Source organism: Psychromonas sp. Urea-02u-13, from assembly GCF_002835995.1.
Classification (GTDB): domain Bacteria; phylum Pseudomonadota; class Gammaproteobacteria; order Enterobacterales; family Psychromonadaceae; genus Psychromonas.
This window is the reverse complement of record NZ_PJBZ01000041.1, coordinates 79,881-100,021: the sequence shown is the minus strand read 5'-3', so window position 1 is coordinate 100,021 and position 20,141 is coordinate 79,881. Positions and strand designations below refer to the sequence as shown.

16 protein-coding genes and 1 pseudogene are annotated in these 20,141 nt (G+C 39.6%); 12 read left to right on the top strand and 5 right to left on the bottom strand.

The window, feature by feature from the left end:
• The first annotated feature begins 5 nt into the window (after positions 1-5).
• The 8 genes from pheT to CXF74_RS04095 all read left to right on the top strand — a co-directional run bounded on the left by pheT (position 6) and on the right by CXF74_RS04095 (position 8,631).
• Positions 6-2,393 carry a phenylalanine--tRNA ligase subunit beta gene (pheT, locus tag CXF74_RS04130; protein WP_101081138.1) on the top strand — a complete coding sequence of 796 codons (2,388 nt, stop codon included), beginning with the start codon at positions 6-8 and terminating at the stop codon, positions 2,391-2,393.
• Positions 2,394-2,397: 4 nt separating this feature from the next.
• Positions 2,398-2,706, top strand: coding sequence for an integration host factor subunit alpha (locus CXF74_RS04125; protein ID WP_101081137.1), 309 nt, complete (start codon positions 2,398-2,400; stop codon positions 2,704-2,706).
• Positions 2,707-2,859: 153 nt separating this feature from the next.
• The gene (gene cobB, locus CXF74_RS04120) at positions 2,860-3,588 is read left to right on the top strand and encodes a Sir2 family NAD+-dependent deacetylase (protein WP_101081136.1); all 729 of its coding nucleotides are present in this window, start codon (positions 2,860-2,862) and stop codon (positions 3,586-3,588) included.
• A 54-nt stretch (positions 3,589-3,642) separates the two neighbouring features.
• The gene (locus CXF74_RS04115; RefSeq protein ID WP_198552772.1) at positions 3,643-4,500 is read left to right on the top strand and encodes a hypothetical protein; all 858 of its coding nucleotides are present in this window, start codon (positions 3,643-3,645) and stop codon (positions 4,498-4,500) included.
• 1 nt (position 4,501) lies between these two features.
• Positions 4,502-5,140 (top strand): DUF2987 domain-containing protein, encoded by a 639-nt coding sequence (locus CXF74_RS04110; RefSeq protein ID WP_232772433.1) that lies wholly within the window; start codon positions 4,502-4,504, stop codon positions 5,138-5,140.
• Positions 5,141-5,280: 140 nt separating this feature from the next.
• A complete protein-coding gene (locus CXF74_RS04105; RefSeq protein WP_101081135.1) occupies positions 5,281-6,069 on the top strand; it encodes a phosphotransferase in 789 nt (262 codons plus the stop codon).
• Positions 6,070-6,459: 390 nt separating this feature from the next.
• Positions 6,460-7,164, top strand: a complete 705-nt coding sequence (locus tag CXF74_RS04100) for a phosphoglycolate phosphatase (protein WP_101081134.1) — start codon at positions 6,460-6,462, stop codon at positions 7,162-7,164.
• Between the two features lie 6 nt (positions 7,165-7,170).
• On the top strand, positions 7,171-8,631 hold the full coding sequence (locus CXF74_RS04095) for an FAD-dependent oxidoreductase (RefSeq protein WP_101081133.1): 1,461 nt from the start codon (positions 7,171-7,173) through the stop codon (positions 8,629-8,631).
• Positions 8,632-8,774: 143 nt separating this feature from the next.
• Here the strand turns inward: CXF74_RS04095 and CXF74_RS04090 are convergent, their stop codons facing one another.
• Positions 8,775-10,136 carry an anti-phage deoxyguanosine triphosphatase gene (locus tag CXF74_RS04090; RefSeq protein ID WP_101081132.1) on the bottom strand — a complete coding sequence of 454 codons (1,362 nt, stop codon included), beginning with the start codon at positions 10,134-10,136 and terminating at the stop codon, positions 8,775-8,777.
• A gap of 261 nt (positions 10,137-10,397) precedes the next feature.
• On the opposite strand from CXF74_RS04090, the pseudogene CXF74_RS23075 reads away from it, so the two are divergent.
• Both CXF74_RS23075 and CXF74_RS04080 read left to right on the top strand, forming a co-directional pair.
• Positions 10,398-10,975, top strand: a pseudogene (locus CXF74_RS23075) (CHASE4 domain-containing protein); the annotation flags it as partial.
• The gene (locus CXF74_RS04080) at positions 10,967-11,980 is read left to right on the top strand and encodes a GGDEF domain-containing protein (RefSeq protein ID WP_442965912.1); all 1,014 of its coding nucleotides are present in this window, start codon (positions 10,967-10,969) and stop codon (positions 11,978-11,980) included. The pseudogene CXF74_RS23075 and the gene CXF74_RS04080, both read left to right, overlap by 9 nt.
• 201 nt (positions 11,981-12,181) lie before the next feature.
• Here the strand turns inward: CXF74_RS04080 and nspC are convergent, their stop codons facing one another.
• The 4 genes from nspC to CXF74_RS22120 form a co-directional block, all read right to left on the bottom strand.
• Positions 12,182-13,309, bottom strand: coding sequence for a carboxynorspermidine decarboxylase (nspC, locus tag CXF74_RS04075; RefSeq protein WP_101081129.1), 1,128 nt, complete (start codon positions 13,307-13,309; stop codon positions 12,182-12,184).
• Between the two features lie 82 nt (positions 13,310-13,391).
• The gene (locus CXF74_RS04070) at positions 13,392-14,609 is read right to left on the bottom strand and encodes a carboxynorspermidine synthase (RefSeq protein ID WP_101081128.1); all 1,218 of its coding nucleotides are present in this window, start codon (positions 14,607-14,609) and stop codon (positions 13,392-13,394) included.
• Position 14,610: 1 nt separating this feature from the next.
• Complete coding sequence (locus tag CXF74_RS22125) at positions 14,611-16,098, bottom strand: pyridoxal phosphate-dependent decarboxylase family protein (RefSeq protein WP_198552771.1); 1,488 nt, start codon at positions 16,096-16,098, stop codon at positions 14,611-14,613.
• 2 nt (positions 16,099-16,100) lie between these two features.
• Complete coding sequence (locus CXF74_RS22120; protein ID WP_198552770.1) at positions 16,101-17,510, bottom strand: diaminobutyrate--2-oxoglutarate transaminase family protein; 1,410 nt, start codon at positions 17,508-17,510, stop codon at positions 16,101-16,103.
• 457 nt (positions 17,511-17,967) lie between these two features.
• Here CXF74_RS22120 and CXF74_RS04060 point away from each other — a divergent pair, with 457 nt between their 5' ends.
• Positions 17,968-18,702 carry a response regulator gene (locus CXF74_RS04060; RefSeq protein ID WP_101081127.1) on the top strand — a complete coding sequence of 245 codons (735 nt, stop codon included), beginning with the start codon at positions 17,968-17,970 and terminating at the stop codon, positions 18,700-18,702.
• Positions 18,702-20,141 carry an ATP-binding protein gene (locus CXF74_RS04055; protein WP_101081126.1) on the top strand — a complete coding sequence of 480 codons (1,440 nt, stop codon included), beginning with the start codon at positions 18,702-18,704 and terminating at the stop codon, positions 20,139-20,141. Before CXF74_RS04060 ends, CXF74_RS04055 begins: the two co-directional genes overlap by 1 nt.

The following is a 20,141-nucleotide window of genomic DNA, read 5'->3' as shown; positions in this document are numbered from 1 at the left end:
AAATAATGAAATTTAGTGAAGCTTGGTTACGCGAATGGGTTAACCCAGAAATCAGTTCAGAAGCATTACAACACCAAATTACAATGGCCGGTCTAGAAGTAGACGACGTTGAAGCAGTAGCGGGTGAGTTTACAAAAGTATTAGTTGGTGAAGTGGTTGAGTGTGGCCAACATCCTGATGCAGATAAACTACAAGTAACAAAAATTAACATCGGCGAAGATGAATTAGTTGATATCGTTTGTGGCGCTAAAAACTGTCGTTTAGGTTTGAAAGTAGCGGTTGCTGTTGTAGGCGCAGTATTACCTGGCGACTTTAAAATTAAAGAAGCAAAACTACGTGGCCAGCCATCATTTGGTATGTTGTGTAGTGAATCAGAACTTGGCATGGCAGAAAGCGCAGAAGGTATTCTTGAATTACCATTAGACGCGCCAATTGGTCAATGTGTACGTGAATACTTACAACTTGACGATGTAACGATTGATGTTGATTTAACGGCTAACCGTGCTGATTGCTTAGGCATTGCAGGTCTTGCTCGTGAAGTGGGCGTATTAAACGCTATTTCAGCTACAGAGCCAACGTGGGAAAACGTGGCTGTATCAATTGATGATCAAGTTGCAATTAACTTACAAGCTGTTGAAGCCTGTCCTCGTTACCTTGGCCGTGTTATTAAAGGCATTAACCAAGATGTAGCAACACCACTTTGGATGGTTGAAAAGCTACGCCGTTGTGGCGTGCGCAGTGTTGATGCGGTTGTTGATATTACACAATACGTATTGCTTGAATTTGGCCACCCAATGCACGCTTTTGATCTTGCAAAATTAGACGGTGCGATTGAAGTACGTCTTGCTGAACAAGATGAAAAATTAACCTTACTTGATGGTAAAGAAGTTAAATTGAACGCAGATACGCTTGTTATCGCTGATCAATCTAAAGCATTAGCAATGGCCGGTATCTTTGGCGGTCAAGATTCTGGTGTACAAGCAGAAACGACTGACATATTCCTAGAAAGTGCATTTTTTGCGCCACTTGCAATTGCAGGTCGTGCACGTAGCTACGGTTTACATACTGATGCTTCTCATCGTTATGAGCGTGGTGTTGACCCTGTATTACAAGCAAAAGCAATGGAACGTGCAACGCAGTTGCTTGTTGATATTTGTGGCGGTCAAGTTGGCCCAATCACTGAAGCACTTAGTGAAGCAAACTTACCGATTCAAGCAACAATCACATTAAAACGTACTAAATTAGACCGTTTAATTGGTCATGTTGTTGAAGATGCACGTGTGACTGAAATTCTAACATTGTTAGGCTGTGAAGTGACTGTTGCAGACAACAGCTGGACTGTTGTTGCACCGACGTACCGTTTCGACATGGAAATTGAAGAAGACTTAATCGAAGAAGTGGCACGTGTTTACGGTTATAACAATATCCCTAACATCGCACCACAAGCTGCGTTAACCATGCCTTTGCATAACGAAGCTGCGCTTAAGTTGTCAAAAGTACGCGATGTATTAGTGAACCGTGAATTTAACGAAGCCATTACTTATAGCTTTGTGGACCCTGACAAACAGCTGAAACTACACCCTGAAGCTGATGCGCTTATTTTACCGCATCCTATCTCTAAAGATATGTCAGCTATGCGTGTGAGTTTGTGGACAGGTTTATTAGAGTGTGTTTCTAAAAACCAAAAACGTCAGCAAGCACGTATTCGTTTGTTTGAAACGGGATTACGTTTTGTTAAAGATGAAGCGTCTGAAAACGGCATTAATCAACAAGCGATGTTATCTGGCGTTATTATTGGCCATTTAAATGAGCAACACTGGGATATTGAATCGCGTAATGTTGATTTCTTCGACCTTAAAGCAGATTTAGAAAGTGTATTAGATTTGTGTGTTGATGGTGTTAGTTTCGAGTTTAAACCTGAAACACACACTGCACTACACCCAGGACAATCAGCGGGTATCTACCGTAATGGTCAAAACATTGGTTTCATCGGTGCATTGCATCCAAACCATGTTAAACCCTTTGCAATTAAAGGCACGCCAATTGTATTCGAAGTACAATTAGACGCGATCAGTACGCGTCAATTACCGCAAGCTGGCGATATTTCTAAGTTCCCAGCGAACCATCGTGACTTAGCTTTTGTAGTAGAAAAAAGCGTTGACGCAGGTAAGGTATTAAAATTTATAGAAAAAATTGGCGGAACTCAATTAGTTGGCTTAAACTTATTTGACGTATATGAAGGGCAAGGCGTTATCGAAGGTAGCAAGAGCTTAGCAATAGGTTTGATATTACAAGATACGACGCGCACTTTGGAAGAGCAGGAAATTGCAGATAGTGTAAATGCTATTGTTGAAGCAGTTTCTACGGAGTTTAATGCATCTTTGAGAGAATAATTTTATGGCACTGACTAAAGCTGAAATAGCTGCACATTTATCACAAGAGGTAGGTCTTAGCAAACGCGATGCAAAAGAGTTTGTTGAGTCTTTTTTTGAAGAAGTTAAAGCAACATTAGCCAGTGGAGATCCTGTTAAAATCTCGGGTTTTGGTGGTTTTGAACTGAAGGATAAAAGTGAGCGCCCTGGGCGTAACCCCAAGACGGGTGAAGACATTCCTATCGCAGCAAGACGCGTTGTAACGTTCAGAGCGGGGCAAAAGCTGAAAGAGTTGGTGGAAGAAAATTTACCAAATACCCCACAAAAAGGGTGATCTTTTTGTTAAATTTATAAATTGTTAAAAAAGTCGCATTGCGGCTTTTTTTTTGCCTTTTTTTTATGAACTGCCACGCATCTTTTTTTCCTTATTTCCGTACAATTAGTGTTGTTTTATAAGATCTTTTAACATTTCCGTAAGGAGACACCTTTGTCTTTAAATCAATATAAAAGAATCGTTGTACTAACAGGCGCAGGTGTTTCTGCGGAGTCCGGTATCAATACCTTTAGAGATAAAAATGGCTTATGGGAAAAGTACAGACTAGAAGATGTTGCTACGTTAGCGGGCTATAAAAAAGATCCTACTTTAGTGCACGATTTTTATAATAAACGACGCAGTGATTTTTGTTCAGAAGATATTGAACCTAATGCTGCTCATTACGCATTAGCTGAGCTTGAAAAAGAGTTCAATGGTGAATTTTTATTAGTCACACAAAATATCGATGATCTGCATGAGCAAGCGGGTTCAAAAAACGTCATTCACATGCATGGCGAATTATTAAAAGCACGTTGTCCTAATACCAATCAAGTCATTACCTGGATGAATGACATGGATATCAATGATCTTTGTCACTGTTGCCAGTATCCTTCAAATTTACGCCCTCATATTGTTTGGTTTGGCGAAATGCCGCTCGGTTTAGATATTATTTATCACCACCTTTCTCAAGCAGACTTGTTTATTGCCATTGGTACTTCGGGCACGGTTTATCCTGCAGCAGGGTTTGTTGAAGAAGCAAAAAGTGTTGGCGCTTATTCTATTGAGGTAAACCTTGAAGGCAGTGAAATACAAAGTCATTTTGATAAAATTCAACTGGGCAAAGCAACAGAGATTGTTCCACGTCTAGTGAGCGCTTTATTGCCAACTAAATCATTAGCATAAACATTAAAAGTCGTTACAATAAAGGTCTTTTCTTATTAAGGCCTTTTGCTTGTTATGAACAAAACTCATTTTGTACTCGGTGGTGATCTTAAAAAATCATTAACTGAAGGTTATACACTCGATTTCAAACAACTCTTTAAAGATGCTTTTGCTATTACCCGCACTAATTTTCTGCCTTTAATCGTTGCCTGTATCATCACTATTGCGATTGTTACACTCATTTATACAATGAGTTATGAAGCGCTTTCTGGTTTAAGTGATGCGAATCAAACCATTATTAACTTCATTTTTAGCTCTTTTATTGTGACGCCTTTAGTGACCGGCCTGCAGATGATGGGCATTAACCATTCAGTCGGGATAAAAAGTCGTTCAAGTGACTTGTTTAGTTATTTCAATATCATCTTAAAACTTGCGCTGGCTAGTGTCATTATCAATATTATTGTTTATGCCTTGAGTGTTTTACTGAGCCAACTGTTTGGTGATATTGGCCTGCAGCTGTCTATTATTGTGATGCTTTATCTGAATATGGCTTTTTGCATGGTTTATCCTTTAATTGCAGAAAAGAAAATTGCCCCACAGTTATCGATTAAACTGTCTTTTAAATTGATTAATAAAAATCTTCGTCAATTTACATTCCTGTTTATGCTCTTAGGTTTACTCGGTTTTATTGCCTTATTACCCTCTGGCTTAGGGTTGTTTTTGTTTATCCCGTTCTATTTTAATGTCATGGGTATCGTTTATCGTCAAATGTGTGGTGTGGGTGTTGTTGCTACAGAGACACCTAAAGATGAAAATGATGATTCAGACGATGACGATTCTGACGATGATGATAATGATTCAGGTGATGATACAAATGATAGTGGCAACAATAAAAGTAGTCACACTAAAAACAGTTCAGAGTTTGAGGCCTAATATGCGTATTTTAATCTTAGTTTTATCTGTTTTGATCAGTCAAAATGTTATGGCTTCTCCACTAAAACTCAATTATTCACTATTTTTTGGTTATATGAAAACCATGTACAAGCTCGACTATCAATATGTAGCAACCAGCTTCTATTTGGTTGAGCCATCAACGGGCAAGCAATGCTTTATTAAACAAGCTGAAATTGTTGTTGATGATAAAAGAGAGCCAGTAGAATTTGAAAAGCAGGGTAAATTAATGCCTTTCTATTCAGATCAACACCGTAAAGACGGCGCAATGATTGAAGTACAAACAGTCAATAATGAGGCCTGCGCCTTACAGGTAACGTTAATGGCTAAAGAGTCTGAATTAAGCGCGCTACCTTTTGAAAAATTGGTGAATATTAGCATTGAGCTTGAAGGCGTTTTACGCAAAAATGCAGGCATGGTCGGTAAATATTTCTTGCCAGAATTTTCTGGTTTACGTTTTAAATTAGTCACGCCTTTAAGCGCTGATGTTGTGCTACCTAATGGTTACCAATTGGCGAGTAACGGTGATGTGCTAGTGGGTAATAAAATATTAAGCACTACAGACTTAAGTAAAGAATTTCCCTTTGCCGTTGCACGTATTACTCCCTGGATAGCGAAGTAATAGGTCATAAGTAATCCGTTATAAGTAATCCGTTATAAGTAATTGATTATAAATCATCCTTTATAATCAATTAGGGATGAGCGATTTGGGGATATTACACTGGGTCGAAGTAACATCAGTGTCAACAAGAGGCACAACAATTGTTATCTAATAGCGAATTAGTCTGGCTCAATAATCAATGTGTTGGTGATGTTATTGCTGTAGAGCAATTTACGCATGCACTCACCAACGACGTTTTTTTAATTACTAACGATGCGCATAAACAGTTTGTTTTTAAACGCTTGAATCGTGATGCGCGCAGTGACGAAGATCGCCAGGCTGAGCTTTTAGTCCAGAAGCTCGCCAGTGAACATGCGTTAACACCGACGGTATTAGCGCATAATGCCAGCTATAAATTACAGCAATATATCCGCGCTGAATTGTTACCGGCTAACAGTGAAAACCGATTTGAAATATTAGCTCAGCAGCTGATGCGCATACATCAACTGCCCGCATTACATGCCCCAAAACAACGACTCGCTTTTGAGTTAAACAGACTCAAAAAACAGCTAGATATGGCTATTGATGGACAGCGTTTTCAAGCGATGCTTGCACTGGCTGATCAACTTGATAAAAGCAGTGAAAATAACACATTATGCCATGGTGATTTGTCGCTGAATAATGTCTTACAGGGAAAGGGAAGTCGCTATTATATTCTTGATTGGGAATATGCGGTTATCGCCTGCCCAGCTTATGATCTCGCCTTTTGTAATTGCATTAACGGCTTCAGTAAAAGCCATTCTGAAACGCTGATAAGCCACTATTATTCAGCACTTACCCCACCTCAAACAGAATCTCTACAATCCTTACAAAAAAAGTGTGATTTATATTTAAAAATATTTATTTATATCAATGAGTTATGGACACTTTGTTTTGTAGAAAAAGGCTAGTTATTTAGGTAAGATAGATACCTCGTTATACATATACATATACCCGTTACCAATCAAGGTGCTTTATTCAGTCGCTAGCTCGGGTACCAAGGCAAGACGCAACATGATGACCTTTCGAGCAATTAACTACGTTAATTCTCTATCGGTAGAATGAAATAAAATACTTTCATTCTTTAATGGCTAGCCCTTATCAAATGTTGCAACGCAGAATTGGTTTCCGAGCTAGCGACCCGTAGGGCAAGCGATGAGGCAAACACCTTCGTTGTTAGGAAGTATTGATTGAACTAGTTAGACCTTCAACTTCCTGCCTAAAATCTGTTCACCTCATCACTTGCTGAACTTTGCAACTTGAATGGTGACGGGTATAAATTACAGCTAAAGGTTACTCATTTGAAATTCAATAATAAGCAGGTCATCTTATTTGATCTTGATGGCACACTCATCGATAGCGCACCCGATTTAGCTTTAGCGATTAACCATATGTTAACCACCTTAGGTCGCGATACCTTTAGTGATGATTTAATCCGTTCATGGGTCGGTAATGGCGCACAAGTCATTGTAAAACGTGGACTTTGTGGGAAAGCGGATTACGATGAAAACATCGATCCTGAGCTCTTTGAAAAAGCGTTAGACATATTCCTGACTTTCTACGCAAAAAATCTTTGTGTTGATACGGTATTGTACAAAAACGTACGCTCTACATTAAAAATTCTTAAAGCGCAGGGTTACCGTTTAATTATTGTGACTAACAAACCTTTTGATTTTATCGATCCTATTCTTGTTGGTTTAGAGCTGACGGGTCTATTTGAATTATGCTTGGGTGGCGATAGTCTTCCTGAACGTAAACCTTCACCATTACCGTTATTACACGTGTGTGAAAAACTCGGTGTGACGGTTGATCAATGTGTCATGGTAGGGGATTCAAAAAATGACATATTAGCCGCTAATGCAGCCCATATGCAAAGTATTGGTCTGACTTATGGTTATAACTACGGAGAAGATATTGGTGAGCACAAGCCGGATGTTGTGTTTTCTGACTTTGCAGATATCGTTGCTACTTTTGCCGTTACTAACCAGTATGACTTAGTGGATTAATCATCTATGAACGCTGAGATTCAATCAAATCAAAAAAATGCACGCATTGCTATCATTGGTGGTGGTATTGCGGGGGCAACGGCTGCTCTCTGCCTAGGCGAACTAGGCTTAGATGTGACGCTGATTGAAAAAGGGCCAACCTTAGTGAATGGTCCTCCAATTTGTCATTTGCATGCCGGTGGTAATCTTTATCGTGAGATTCCTGTCGCTGAGTGCTTAACACTATTACGTGAATCGATTGATCTGTTGCGTTTGTACCCTTACGCTATTGATTACCGTCCTACGGTGGTTGCTGTTCCACAAAACGATAAAGGCACGCCGCAAGATTTAATCCCTCGTTTAAAAACGCTACAAGCTGAATACCAACGTTTAATCGAGTTAGATGCAAACAATCAGGTATTAGGCGCGCCAGAGCAATATTTTGAGTTATTTACGTTGGCGCAAGTCGAAGCGTTAAAAAGCAGAGAAATTGTAGAAAAGCCAAGCTCATTGATTGAATGGATGATTCCCGTCGCCCATCATGTTGACTTAACGCAGCTGAAGTTTCCTATCATTATGGTGCAAGAGTACGGCGTTAATCTATTTCGTTTAGCTGCCAGTGCTGAACTGGCGCTACAAAAAATGCCTAACTGTGCTTTATTTACTAATAGTAAAGTTGATGCTGTTCAATCATTAACGGACAGTTGGCAAGTTGACTATCAACGTGATGGAAAAAATTGTAGCGAAAACTTTGATTTTTTAATCAATGCTGCTGGTTTTAGAAGTGGTTTAGTGGATGATATGTTAGGTTTTGGTCGACAGCGCTTAGTTGAATTTAAAGCCGCTTATGTAACGCAGTGGCCGGGATGCTCAACTATTTGGCCTGAGCTTATCTTTTTTGGCGATCGTGGTACGCCAGAAGGAATGGCACAGTTTACACCTTATCCCGATGGTTACTTTCAACTACATGGCATGACTGAATCGATCACTTTATTTGATAATGGTTTGGTCGAAAGTGCGGATAACAGTGCGCAGCCAAAACTGCCTAATAAATTTACCGATAAAATAGATAAAGGCTGGCCGGTTGAGGAAATAACCTCACGTAGTCAGAGCGCGATTGATCATCTGAGTCGTTTTATTCCTGAGTTTTCAAGTGTCGCAACAGTTAGCTCTAAGCCTCTTTTTGGTGCACAACAAATTCCCGGAGATAATGCAGACTTACGTGCCGCGGGAGTGTCATTTGTTGGGCAACATTACGCGCGTTGTGAGATTGTAAAAGCTTCTTCTGCGTTAAATGTAGCAGACGAAATTATTCATCAGCTACAGCGTTTAGGTTATCTTAGTCAGTGGAAAAGGGGGGATCGAAATTTCAATATTACGCCAACCATTTCAGAGCAAGAGATTGCAGACTACGCACAAAGCATTTGTATTGATAGAGAGTATCCTGTCTCGTTAGCCAGCTGCAATGTTAGACCCAAAGGTTTATAACCCAACTGGCACTGACCTTTGGATAGCTGAGAAGTGAATACGAATGCGATAAATATTCAGTTTCTCATCAAGTGATATACAAATTTGTATATCACTTTTTTTACTACCTTCTTTCTTTTTATTACCTTCTTAATAAGCCCCCATCAAAAGGCATGCTCGCCAATCATCGGACTGGTTTGATTACTGCTGAATAAACTCGCGTGTAAACGCAAAGCATGATTATCGGTGAGGCTAGAGATATAATCTGCAATCACGCGTTTTTGGCGTGAACTATCCGTTTGTTGTTTATAAACTTCTTTAACTTGCACGGGTAAAAAGCGTAATGGTCCCGCGTTAAAGGCTTCAAAGAGCTCCATCACAATTTGCTGGCCACGATATTCTAATATTTGTAAGTCAGGGCTTTTAATCACATAGTTTAAAACAAAGCTTTTTAATATTTCTAATACCGTAAACATCGCTGGCGCTAAATATGCGTTATAAGCGAGTAACGGATCAACAAAAGCATCTTCAGCAATATCAATCTTAATAGAAGTGATCAGTGCATTTACTAAGGCGCCAATGGCATCTTTACGTTTAAAGTGTTGTGGTGAAAATAGGTTGTTAGTGAGCTCTGTTAATTGCTCGCCCAAGCAGAAATTTTCAACTTCAGATAATTGTGTGGCTACTTTTTCTTGCCAAAGCGTTTTGCTCACTATACCCATTGCAATAGCATCTTCTAAATCATGTACGCCATAAGCAATATCATCGGCAATCTCCATAATAGAGCAGTCAAAGGATTTATAGCGCGATTTTTTATGGCTTTTATCCGTTGCAGTTTGCTCGCGTAATGTCTGAAAAAGTGCGATATCAGCAGCACACAATGGGGTTAGTACGGAATCAAGGTAGGCGCGATCATGGTCATAAATCCCTTTGCCGGGCATCCATTCTTCTGTCTTTAATTGACGAAAGTTACGACTGGTATCTTCAGGGTAAGGGCCACTAAGCTCACTGAGACACACGGGATACTTTAATAAACCTAATAAACTACGGCGTGTTAAGTTCATGCCGTTAAATTCTGTGTAGGGTTCAAGTTGGGTTAAAATTCGGAATGTTTGCCCGTTGCCTTCAAAACCGCCGTTTTTAATCATCATATAATTAAGCGCGGTTTCACCACCGTGACCAAAAGGCGGGTGGCCAATATCATGACTTAAACAGATGGCTTCAATAAGGTTATTACTTGGCAGTAGCGTTTTAAATTCAGGCTGTGTTAATGAAAGATGCGCAACAATACCCGAGCCTATTTGAGCGACCTCAAGCGAGTGTGTTAAACGGGTACGATAAAAATCACTGAGGCCATTATTATGAATTTGTGTTTTAGACTGCAGGCGTCGAAAAGCGGCTGAATGTAATACGCGCGCTTTATCTCGCTGAAAAGGAGATCGTTTATCAAGCAGTCGTTTTTTATCTGGCTCTTCGGTGAGACGTTGTAACCATTGTGGATTAATATCTAACGTTCTGTCTTGCATCGATGGCTCTCTGTCTTATTGAACAAGTAATAGAAATTGTAGCGTGAGAACGTTTTTTTAAATAGTGATAATGATCATTATGAGGATAATTTTAGTTGTGTATTCCTTTTAATTATTCGCTCACGCTTTATTAAGTGATCAACGCCTTACATTTCCTAGCTGACCTACCTTGAATCAACATTAACGCCTGTTTTGGTCTACTCTTTTGGCAATACTCTCGATAATTCAAGTGACTAGCGAGTACTTCCACAAGGCAACTTGATGACAAAAGTAATTACATTTAATCAATTACAGTTACGTTTACTGACTTTTCTGTTTATTTTGTTTACCACATCGGTATTCAGCTATCGCTATTATATTGAGTTACCAAAATTAGAACAAAGCATTGCTAAATTATCAGAAAGAGAGCTTGATATTCTTACTTTTAATATCTCAGATAAACTTGAAATTCTAGCAAGGATCAATTTTGATTATGCAGTATGGACATCAAGTTATGATTTTATGCGCTCAAACGATCCAAGTTATATCGAAGAAAATATCATGAAAACACCTTCATCAGTTTGAAGATTGATGGTGTTTTTTATTTAGACGAACATTTAAAACCTCTGTTAGCCAAAGGTTATCATCGCTCTCAAATAGCAGATATAACCTTTTCATTTTATGACTTTGAAAAGAATGCTAATAATTTAACGCTACTGCCAACACCGACCACCGAACATGGCGCGCCTAAAAAATCTGGATTTATTAATACACAACATGGCCCGGCGATGTTTAGCACGACTCAAATTAGAGATTCCGATATTGAGGGGGAAAATCGTGGTTTTTTAATCATGGTGCAATTATTAGAAAAAGAATTTGTTGAAGGTTTATCTAAGAACACGCTAACGAACATTACTTATCAGCCCATTCCAACAGAAAAAATGCTTTCTACGTTACGTAATTGGAATGAAAAATCTAACAATATAAAAGTGAAGCCGTATAGCGATATGCTTTTACGCGATGTCGCTGGTAGCGTTGTTACAGTCTTAAGATTGGAACATAGTGTTGGCGAAGTACCGAGCTTAATTAATGAGCAAAGCTTCATCTTTATCGTACTCATTAGTTTATTGATTTATCTCGTGTACCGCCTTGTATCAATTACTATTATTAAACCCGTAAAGAAATTAGCTGCTGATATAAAAGAGCGCGATAGCACACGAAGGTACTGCCCATTAGATAGTCTGTATGAAGTGAGGGAACTGGCGACGGTCTCTCAAAATGTTAATGATCTGATGTTAATCGTGCAACAACAAAAAGACGAGTTATCAAAACAGGAAAATACCGACCCATTAACAAGAGTATTGAATCGCCGTGGATTAATGAACGCTCTGGAAGTACATCAAAAGTTATGTATTCGTAATGAAATTGGCTTTGTTGTTGTGATGGCTGACATTGATTACTTTAAACTTTATAACGATTCACTAGGGCATTTAGAGGGGGATATTGCTTTAGTCGAAGTGGCTAGGGTGTTAAACCAACAATGCCAACGAAACAGTGATGTTTGTGCCCGTTATGGAGGAGAAGAATTCACGCTATTATTTGGCGAGATGAGTAATGAAGATTTATATAAAAAATTAAATCACATTATAAAAGTGATGCAAGACTTCGCTCTACCACACCCGAGTTCAGTCACCGCCAAGCATATTACGCTTAGTTTTGGCGCAGTGGTTATAAAACCAAGCGATGTTGTTGATTATACCCTTTCAATTAATGACATACTGAGAGAGGCTGACGCGGCGCTTTATGAGGCAAAATACCAAGGGTGTAATTGCTTTGTGGTGAAGTCTTTCTCTGATGAGGACTAATACCAATCGGAATAAATATCTGATCTATTTTACTTGTTAAAATAACTTATCTCTTCGTTAAACGTTTCGCAAAGGGAACAACCATTTGCATCAACTTTTGCCTTGAGCAAAGCCATTTTTAGTGCGCAAAATTTACATCACATACTTAATCAGATTGGTATATTACGGCAGGAATACTGCCGTTACTGTTTGCAAAATTTCTTAAGTTCTTTTGCCTAGTGTTGCTTTAAAATCTTGGTAAGCAAATTCATTGAGTAACTCAATATCACCTGATACACGTTGATAATAAATACTTGGCATCTTCAAACCATTAAACCAATTTAGCTTTACCATGGTATATCCGGCGCTGTCCATCAGATGTAACTTCTGGCCAATTTCAAGTGGTGCTTCAAATTGTGTTTCACAGAATTGATCTCCCGCTAAACATGAGCAAGAGCCAATCACATAAGGGAATTTACCTGATGCTGAGGCTTCACGTATTGAAGCTGGCTCATCGTAAATTAAGGTATCTAAACGATGTGCTTCCGTTGCGCTGTCTACAATGGCTGTTTTTTTGTCATTTTCAACAATATCGATCACACTGACTACTAAATCTGCGGTGCGGGTAATGATTGCTTCACCGGGCTCTAAGTAAAGTTGAATATCATGTTTCTCGCTGAATGCTTTTAATGCAGCTGCTAATTTCTCAATTGGATAATCAGGATAAGTAAAAAAGATACCCCCGCCTAAACTAAGCCATTTTAGCGTTGTTAAATACTCTGAAAAAGTCGTTGAGATATGCTCTAAAATAGCGATAAAAGCATCAACATCTTTATTTTCACAATTCATGTGAAACATAAAACCTTCCACTTTATCTAATACCGACTTATCCAATAAATCCTGTTTCACACCTAATCGTGAATAAGGACGTGTTGGATTAGCAAGATCTTGTCCTGCCATACTGCGCTCTGGATTAATGCGTAAACCCAGTGAAGCATGTGGATGACAAGCATCAAAATGGGTATCAAGTTGAGATAATGAATTGAAGATGATTTTATCAGACATCCCTTTAACCGCTTCAATATCTGCTTTTGAATAACCTACGCTGTAAGCGTGTGTTTCCCCGCCAAACTCTTCATAACCTAATTTTACTTCGTAAGGGCCAGAGCTTGTGGTGCCATCAAGGTACGGTTTAATGGTTTCGAAGGTGCCAAAGGTAGAGAAACATTTAAGTGCTAATACCAACTTTGCACCAGAAAGCTCCTTGAGCAGTTTTGCTTTCTCAAGGTTCTCAATCAGTTTTGTTTCATCAATTAGGAAGTAGGGGGTTTGTAGGTTATCGGTATTCATTTTTTACTCGGCCTTGCAACTTTAAGATATAAAAAAGGGGCAATATGCCCCTTGAATTGGTTATCTGCTTTCTAGCTTAGTGCTAAGCGTCTAACTCTTGTACTTGCCATGTTAAACCGATGCGAGGCATCAATTCAAGGAAGTGATCAGGGTTTAACTGTTCAACATTGTACAACCCTTTATTGCTCCATTTACCTTGGAAGTATAAAAGTGCCGCTGTGATGGCAGGAACGCCTGTTGTGTAAGAGATAGCTTGATGTTCAACTTCAATATACGCTTCTTTATGGTCGCAAATATTGTAGATAAAGACACTTTTTTGTACGCCATCTTTTTGACCACGCACCCAAGTACCGATACAGGTTTTACCTGTGTAACCAGAAGCCAGTGATGTTGGATCTGGAAGAATCGCTTTTAATACTTTAAGCGGTTCAACGGTAATGCCATCAACTGTAGTAATTGGATTTGGACTTAATAGGCCGATATCACGCATAACATTGAAGTAGTTAAGGTAACTATCAGAGAACCCCATCCAGAATTCGATACGTTTTGCTGGTAAGTATTCCGCCATAGAACGTACTTCATCGTGTGCCATTGAGTAAACTTTTTGTTTGCCTACTACCGGGAAATCAAATTCCATCATGCGGCTATGGCACGGTACTTGATGCCATTTTTTATCTTCAAAGTAGAACGAGTCACCTTGAATCTCTAACATGTTTGTTTCTGGGTCAAAGTTTGTTGCAAACTTTTGGCCGTGATCGCCCGCGTTAACATCCATTACATCGATGCTATCGATTTCATCAAACAAGTGTTTGTGTGCATAAGTTGCAAAAACACTGACTACACCGGGATCAAAACCAGCACCTAAAATACCGGTAATGCCTGCATCGACGAAACGATCTGCAAAGGCCCATTGTGGATCATAAGCTTCAGGTACTTGTTGGCCTTCGCTGCATAAATCAGTTGCTACTGATGTATCAAGGTAAGCGGTTTTAGTTTGTACACACGCTTCCATGATCGCTACATTTACCCAAGGAGGACCAGCATTAATTAACAGATCAGGTTTTACTTCATTGATAAGTGCAACCAATGCTTCAACGCTGTCGGCATCAACTTTTACTGCTGATAGTTTTTTGTTGGTATCTTTTAGGTTATTACGCCCTTTGATAGAGGTAATGATTTTTTCACATTTAGAAACAGTACGTGAAGCAATTGTAATATCACCAAAAACATCGTTGTTTTGAGCACATTTATGGGCAATAACCCAGCCAACGCCACCGGCGCCAATTTGTAATACAGACATGTTATTTTTCTTCCTGAGATTTGTTTTTAACTTGAGTTATAAGTTGTGTTGCCGTTGATTCAATTTTATTAAACAGTGAATCAAAGTCTTCAATCGTTAAACAAGGATTAAGCAAGGTGAATTTTAAGAACAGTTTGCCATCCACTTTGGTCTCTGCAATCACTGCATCGCCTGATGTCAGTAACTGTAAACGTAATGTTTGGTGAAGCTGATTAAATTCATTATCAGTCAAGGTTCCTTGTTCACTCAAACGAAATAATACCGTTGATAATAGCGGTTCACAGCACAGTTCAAATTTACTGTTTTGTTTCACTAAATCAGCGACTTGTTCAGTTAATGCAAGCAAGTCGTCATACATAGTCCCCAGCGTTTCTGCACCCACTGCTTTTAATGTCATGAACATTTTTAAGGCATCGAAGCGTTTAGTGGTCGCAATGCTTTTGTCCACTAAGTTAGGCAACTCGTCACCTTCACGGTTAAGGTAATCCGCGTGATGTAAAAGGGTATTAAAATTGGCTTTATTTTTGATAAGCAATGCGCCACAACTGATCGTTTGATAGAACAATTTATGAAAATCAACGCTCACACTGTCTGCAGATTCAATACCTTGTAGGCGTGCCTTATGCTTTTTACTGAGCATTAACGCGCCGCCATAAGCGCCATCAATATGCGACCAACAACCACTGTTTTTTGCTATTTCAACGACTTGTTGTAAGTCATCAATTGCACCATGGTCTGTTGTACCGGCTGTCGCAACAATTGCGATAGGTAACAGATCTTGCGCTTTTAAGGCATCAATCGTTAGTTGTAATTCATGACAATCTATTTGGCCTTGCACGTTGGTTTTGACAGTAACCACTGAGCGCTCTCCAAGACCCATTAAGGCCGCAGATTTTTGCACTGTAAAATGGCTTTTATCAGAACACAGAATACGTAATTTGTGACCGTATTCTGGCAGACCATCTTGCTGGATATTGTGACCTGAATGTTTATGCGCAAACCAATCACGTGCCAGTAATAAACCCATTAAGTTACTTTGTGTGCCGCCACTGGTGAAAACACCGTCTGACTGCTCACCAAGCTGATAAGTTTTACATAACCAATCAACCATTATCTGTTCAACATAGGTCGCAGCAGGGGCTTGATCCCACGAGTCCATTGATTGATTAAGGGCTGCAATAAAGTGCTCTGCCACCACCGATGCAATCAACGGTGGAGTATGCAAGTGCGCTAGGGTATGCGCATGCTGCACCAATATAGAATTCTTAGCGACTAAGTGATTAACCGTCGAAATGACATCAATCAGAGGTTCTGTTTTAGATAAATCTACAGCTTCAAGTTGTGCTTTAAGCGCTTCAGGCGCAAGACCCGAATAAGGCTTAGTGGCCTGCTGAAATAACGCGTTAATACTTTTTTGCGTCAAATCAGCGGCATATTCAAAAGGACGATTATTACAGCCCAAATGCATAAAATATTGTGCATGACTCATGATTAGTTACCCAACGCGTGGGTAAAAGCAGTTGCAAGCGTCGCAATAACAAAATCAATCTGTGTTTCACTGATAATAAGTGGTGGTAAAAAGCGCAGTACCGCACCTTTACGGCCACCTTTTTCGATGATTAAGCCCTGCTCTAATGCGGCACGCTGAATTTTAGCTGCTAGCTCAGGATCCGCTTCTGCTTGACCCAATGAATTAGTTACTTCAGGTGTAATGATTTCAATCGCATTCATCAAACCACGGCCACGGATATCACCAATCTGAGGGAATTGCTTCTGTAACTCAGCGAAACCGTGACGTAATTGCTCACCACGTAAACGTGCATTCTCAGTTAAATTATCACGTTTGATAATTTCTAAGGTTTTTGCGCCACTTGCCATCGCTAATTGATTACCGCGGAAAGTACCTGTGTGCTCGCCCGCATTCCAGCAATCAAATTTCTCATGGTAAAGAATCAATGACATTGGCATACCGCCACCCACGGCTTTTGAAAGCACAAGAATATCAGGTTCAATACCTGCAGCTTCAAAACCAAAGTTATCACCAGAACGGCCAATACCACATTGGATTTCATCAAATATCAGTAAGATTCCGTGTTCTGTTGTGATGCGACGTAATTCTTGTAGCCATTTTACAGGTGCAGGAATAACCCCACCTTCACCTTGAATAGGTTCAACAATAATCGCTGCGGGTTTAGTAATGCCACTTTCATCATCACATAATACCGATTCGATGTAACGAATGCTTTGTGCTGCACCTTCTTCGCCACCCAGACCAAATGAGCATCGGTAACTATAAGGGAAAGGGAAGAAATGCACGTCAGACATCAGACCTGTACGGCGTTCTTTAGCACTTAAGCTACCTGTTAATGCTAACGCACCATTGGTCATACCGTGATAAGCACCGTGGAACGAGGCCATGGTATTACGTTTAGTCACTAATTTTGCCAGCTTGATAGAGGCTTCAACAGCATCTGCGCCCGAAGGGCCACAAAATTGAATACGTGCTGTTTTTGCAAAGTTTGCCGGTAAGAATTGCATCACTGCTTTAATAAAGGCATCTTTTGTTGGCGTAGTAAGATCTAACGTTTGGTAAGGCACACCCTCATTAAGTTGAGTGATCATCACCTGATTAATCTCGCTGTGGTTGTAACCTAGCGGTAAAGCACCGGCGCCAGCTAAACAATCAACGTAAGTTTGCCCTTTAGTATCTTCTACTATCACGCCACGCGTTGTTTTGATTGCGATGGGAATACGTCGTGGATACGAACGCACCTCTGACTCATAATGTTCCTGACTGAGTAATACTTCATCAGGTACTAAATCATAGGGTGTAGTAATCACTGGAATTTCTTGATAATTAGTCAATACAGTGTCGGGTGCAAGATTAAGAACGTTTTGCATAACGGAATCCTTAAATAGTTAAAGGGCTGCCATAAAATGGAACTAAAATAGTGGAGTGAGCGGGTGATTTACAAGCTCAAAGGTCTAACTAGGAAGTTGCTGTGGGCTCAAGGTTCAGTGCGAATAGCACTAAATATTGATCTACATAACGGTTTAGGAACACGGAATTTGTTTATTAATTGAAATATCATATTGTGCTCCTATTTTGTTAGCTAAATGGGTTGAATTGAGTACTAAAACGCGCGCATTTTAGCATCGTTTTTACTGCTGGCAAGTGTAAAAATTAGCAAAAGTTCAACATTTTTATCAAGCTGTTGTTATATAAGGCTTTAATTTATATTGTGCAGATTAATTAAACGCTTGTTACCGAGTCGATATTTGCGGCTTTTATTTCTACCCAAATAGCGATAGTTTCGCTATTCTTCTCCTAAATAGTCAATAATAAAAAGGTGTAGCTGTGAGTAATGTAAAACAAGTATTAGTCGTTGATGATGATCAAGACATTCGAGAATTATTAGCACAATACCTGACTAAAAATAGCTTCGATGTGATCACCGCAGAAGATGGTATTGAGATGGATAGAAAATTAGACTGTCATCAGCCAGATCTTATTATTTTAGATGTGATGTTACCCGGAGATGATGGTTTTACATTATGCCAACGCATCAGACAAACGTCTAATGTGCCTATTATTATGTTGACTGCAAACTCCGATGAGATGGATAGGGTGTTGGGTCTTGAAATAGGCGCTGACGATTATATTGCTAAGCCTTTTAGCCCACGTGAACTGCTAGCGCGCATTAAGGCTCTATTACGACGCACACTGTTTGTCGCCCAAGACGAACAAGAAATAAAAGAAAAGGAAAAATCACGTTATTTGTGTTTTGCTCATTGGAAACTCGATACACAACAACATGTTTTATTAGACACTAATAACACTGTATTTCCGCTCACCGGTGCTGATTTTCAATTATTGATGTTGTTTTTAGAGAGTGGTGATAAGCCAATTTCGCGTGATCAAATTTGCCAATCGTTACATGGTCGTGATGCCTTTGCTAATGAGCGTGGGATTGATGTGCACCTCAGCCGTTTACGTAATTATTTAGGGGACGATGCAAAAGCGCCTAATATTATCAAAACAGTCCGTGGTAAGGGATATTTATTTATCGCGCCTATTCGCTCGGAAGATTAATGATCTACTTTAAACTACTTTTTCGTTCGCTTATTTCGCGTATGTTGTTGCTGACCATCTTATCCGTCGTCGCAGCACAAGCGATAAGTAGCTTTTTTTGGGTAAATCAATTCACTGAAAATGAAAAAAAATCAGTGATTCTTAATGCACAGCATCTTGCGGAAGGCGCATTAAGCACCATCTCCTTTTTTAAAGACTTACCCCTGCAATATCGTCACCTTGTTTTAGAGCAGTTACGCGGTATGGGCGGGAGTCGATTTTTTGTCTCGCTGAACAGCGAGAAAATTGATATTAATGCGATTGCAGATAGTAAACTCAAAGATCAAGTGATTGACACCGTCGCGAAGGTATTATCTAACTCACTGACTGAGGATCAACACTTAGAAATTGAGTTCTCTGCACCCGATGACTTACACGTATTAAAGAATGACATTTTATTAAAGGATCTGCCGCCTTCATGGGGCGCTTATTCTCTGATCATTCCTACGGCTAAACCGCCGATATTAGTGCTACAGATTGAGATTGCACAAAATGAATGGTTATACCTAGCCGCTATTTTACCGCCTCCTTATTTACTCTCTGATAATCCCATTATTTCTGCCCAACAAGTACTGACACTTATCTTCACCACTTTCTTGCTGTTATTGTTTATTTACCTGCTTTTTCATTGGCAAACAAAACCGCTACAAAATTTAGCCAATGCTGTGTCTGAAATGAGTATCGACCTTGATCAAGTGCCATTGCAGGAAGAAGGTGCACTAGAGATTGTGGCCGCTACGCGTGCTTTTAATCGCATGCAACAAAAATTACAGCGTTATATTCAAGATAGAGAGTTGCTATTTCGTTCAATCTCGCATGATTTAAAAACCCCGATCACACGGTTACGTTTACGTGCAGAATTGTTGGATGATGAAAAACAAACAGACAGTTTTAACCAAGACCTTGATGACTTAGAAATGCTCGTTAAAGGCGCGTTACAAAGTGTCAAAGAAACGGATATTCATGAAAACATACAAGCGGTGGATATCAATAAATTGCTTGAGCAAATTAGTGAAAACCAAACCGATAAAATCAAGATAAGTGACGTCAGGTTATATGCTTTTCGCGGTAAACCATTGGCATTGAAACGTTGTTTATCGAACTTGATTTTAAATGGGGTCAAGTACGGTGGTCGCGTCAATATTGAAGTCATGGACAGCGCTGAAGAGTTACAAATTATCATTCAAGACGACGGCCCGGGTATTCCAGAAAGTGAGATGGACACTATATTTCAGCCTTATAAACGTTTGCACAATGACAAAGAAGGCCACGGTTTAGGGCTTGGTATTGCACGTAATATCATTCATGCACATAATGGCGATCTATATTTGTTCAATCGTAAAGAAGGGGGGTTAGAAGTGATTATTAGCCTGCCTCGTATCTATAAAAGCCTGTTATAA

Coding starts and splice junctions, on each gene's coding strand:
- pheT (WP_101081138.1), top strand. CDS start 6: ATGAAATTTAGTGAAGCTTGGTTACGCGAATGGGTTAACCCAGAAATC.
- CXF74_RS04125 (WP_101081137.1), top strand. CDS start 2,398: ATGGCACTGACTAAAGCTGAAATAGCTGCACATTTATCACAAGAGGTA.
- CXF74_RS04115 (WP_198552772.1), top strand. CDS start 3,643: ATGAACAAAACTCATTTTGTACTCGGTGGTGATCTTAAAAAATCATTA.
- CXF74_RS04110 (WP_232772433.1), top strand. CDS start 4,502: ATGCGTATTTTAATCTTAGTTTTATCTGTTTTGATCAGTCAAAATGTT.
- CXF74_RS04095 (WP_101081133.1), top strand. CDS start 7,171: ATGAACGCTGAGATTCAATCAAATCAAAAAAATGCACGCATTGCTATC.
- CXF74_RS04090 (WP_101081132.1), bottom strand. CDS start 10,136: ATGCAAGACAGAACGTTAGATATTAATCCACAATGGTTACAACGTCTC.
- CXF74_RS04080 (WP_442965912.1), top strand. CDS start 10,967: ATGGTGCAATTATTAGAAAAAGAATTTGTTGAAGGTTTATCTAAGAAC.
- nspC (WP_101081129.1), bottom strand. CDS start 13,309: ATGAATACCGATAACCTACAAACCCCCTACTTCCTAATTGATGAAACA.
- CXF74_RS04070 (WP_101081128.1), bottom strand. CDS start 14,609: ATGTCTGTATTACAAATTGGCGCCGGTGGCGTTGGCTGGGTTATTGCC.
- CXF74_RS22125 (WP_198552771.1), bottom strand. CDS start 16,098: ATGAGTCATGCACAATATTTTATGCATTTGGGCTGTAATAATCGTCCT.
- CXF74_RS22120 (WP_198552770.1), bottom strand. CDS start 17,510: ATGCAAAACGTTCTTAATCTTGCACCCGACACTGTATTGACTAATTAT.
- CXF74_RS04055 (WP_101081126.1), top strand. CDS start 18,702: ATGATCTACTTTAAACTACTTTTTCGTTCGCTTATTTCGCGTATGTTG.